General features: G+C 64.0%; 3 protein-coding genes. All 3 read left to right on the top strand.

Annotated elements, in window-relative coordinates:
• The first annotated feature begins 37 nt into the window (after positions 1 to 37).
• Entirely contained in the window at positions 38 to 418 is a 381-nt protein-coding gene (locus tag AC0L2X_RS32295) for a transposase (protein ID WP_473561320.1), read from the top strand.
• Positions 415 to 759: an IS66 family insertion sequence element accessory protein TnpB gene (gene tnpB / locus AC0L2X_RS32290; protein ID WP_473601191.1), complete on the top strand. Its 345-nt coding sequence runs from the start codon at positions 415 to 417 to the stop codon at positions 757 to 759. Before AC0L2X_RS32295 ends, tnpB begins: the two co-directional genes overlap by 4 nt.
• 73 nt (positions 760 to 832) lie before the next feature.
• Positions 833 to 2,000, top strand: a 1,168-nt coding sequence (tnpC, locus tag AC0L2X_RS32285) for an IS66 family transposase (protein ID WP_473601190.1), incomplete at its 3' end; no start/stop codon positions are given.

The raw sequence follows: 2,000 nt of genomic DNA, 5'->3' as shown, positions 1-2,000 counted from the left end.
CGAGGAGCTTACAGTGTCAATTTCTATGTCTGCGCCTATGCCTGATGATAGAAGTTTCCATGTCCTTGAGGCGGTCCCGAACCGGCTGGAGGCAAGCCCGCAGCGTCCGCGGCGGCGCTGGTCGGCGGAAGCGAAGTCGCGGCTGATCGAGGCGACACTGAAGCCGGGCGCGAATGTATCGGCCATCGCCAGACAAGCGGGGATGGCGCCAGCCCAGCTGTTCGGCTGGCGGAGCAAGGCGATCAAGAGCGGTGCGGTCACGCCGCAGCGAGATGCGGATCAGCTTGGCTTTGTCGAGGTCACGCCGACAGCGTCTGCGTCGGTGGAGATCGAGCTGGGTGGCGTGGTCATTCGCGCCGGTGCCGATATCAATGAGGAGCAGCTGGTGCGGATCATCCGGGCGGTTCGCCAGGCATGATCCCGGCCGGCGTGAAGGTGTTGGTCGCCAGTCATCCCGTCGATTTTAGAAAAGGTCCCGACGGCCTTCTGGCACTGGTGCGCGATGCCGGCTCGGATCCGTTCAACGGCACGCTTTATGTCTTCCGCGCCAAAAGAGCGGACAGGATCAAGATCGTCTGGTGGGACGGCAGCGGCGTATGTCTTTATGCCAAGCGGCTGGACGACGCGAAGTTCTGCTGGCCGCGGATCGGCCACCACCGGGTCCAGCTCAATCATGCTCAGCTCATGGCTCTGGTTGACGGAATGGACTGGAAACGGGTTCGGACGGAGACCGTCAGGCGGCCGCAATCGGCTGGGTAAAACCCTGCGGCATGATGAATCAGGGAGCTGAAAAAGCGGGAAAATTGCTCGCGAATATGCTCTGATTTTGGCCATGTCGGCACCCGAACTCGCGCTCCCGGACGACGTTGACGCGCTCAAGGCGATGGTTATTGCCATGGCCCAAAAGGCCGCCCTTCTGGAGGAGCGCAATCTCCATCTCGAGCTGGTCAACAAGAGCGCCGATGAGCGGATCGCACGGCTGACCGCGGTCGTGAAGATGCTGGAGCGGGCGCGTTTCGGCAGCCGCTCCGAACGGTTGCGGACCGGCGCGCTGAGCGAGGAGCAGTATGCTCTCGTCTTCGACGAGATCGAAACCGGCGTGGCGGCCATCGAAGCGCAGATGGAGAAGTCTGCGGGCGGCTCGAAAGCGAAGCGCGCTCCGCGTCCTCGCAAAGGCTTTGCGGCCCATCTCGAACGGGTCGAGGTGGTTATCGAGCCCGAAACGCCTGCTGGCTGCGAAGCGCTGGAAAAGATCCTGATCGGCGAGGACGTCTCCGAACGGCTCGATGTCACCCCGGCGAAGTTCCGGGTGATCGTCACGCGTCGCCCCAAATATGCCTACAAGGGCTGGGACGGCGTTATCCAGGCAGCCGCTCCCGCCCGCATCGTCGAAAGCGGCATTCCGACCGAAGCGCTGCTGGCGCAGATCGCAGTGTCGAAATACGCCGATGGCCTGCCGCTTTACCGCCAGGAAGCGATCTATGCCCGCGATCAGGTCGAGATCGACCGGTCACAGATGGCCCAGTGGATGGGCAAGGTCGGCTTCGAGCTCGAGCCGCTCGCCGATTACGCACTGACCCGCATCAAGCAGGGTGAGCGGGTCTTTGCCGATGAGACCACCCTCCCAACGCTGGCCCCAGGATCGGGCAAGGCCAAGACGGCCTACCTCTGGACCTATCTCCGTGATGATCGGCCGTTCGGTGGCAGCGGACCGCCCATCGTCGCCTATCGCTTCGAAGACAGCCGTGCCGGCGAATGCGTCGCCCGCCATCTGGACGGCTATCGCGGCATCCTGCAGGTCGACGGATACGCCGCCTATAACAGGCTGGCCCGATCGGATCGGGGCAATGACGGCGTGACGCTGGCGGCGTGCTGGTCGCACGTGCGGCGCAAGTTCTACGAACTGCATGCCGCAGGCTCCTCCGTTATCGCCTCGCAGACGGTGGCGCAGATGGCCCCGCTGTGGGCCGCCGAGGCGGCCGTGCGCGGCCAGGACCCGG

Source organism: Mesorhizobium sp. WSM4828, assembly GCF_055811175.1.
This window is presented reverse-complemented; position numbering and strand designations above follow the sequence as displayed.

Excerpts from the sequence above, each read along its gene's own strand:
- AC0L2X_RS32295 (WP_473561320.1), top strand. The coding sequence starts at position 38 with ATGCCTGATGATAGAAGTTTCCATGTCCTTGAGGCGGTCCCGAACCGG.
- tnpB (WP_473601191.1), top strand. The coding sequence starts at position 415 with ATGATCCCGGCCGGCGTGAAGGTGTTGGTCGCCAGTCATCCCGTCGAT.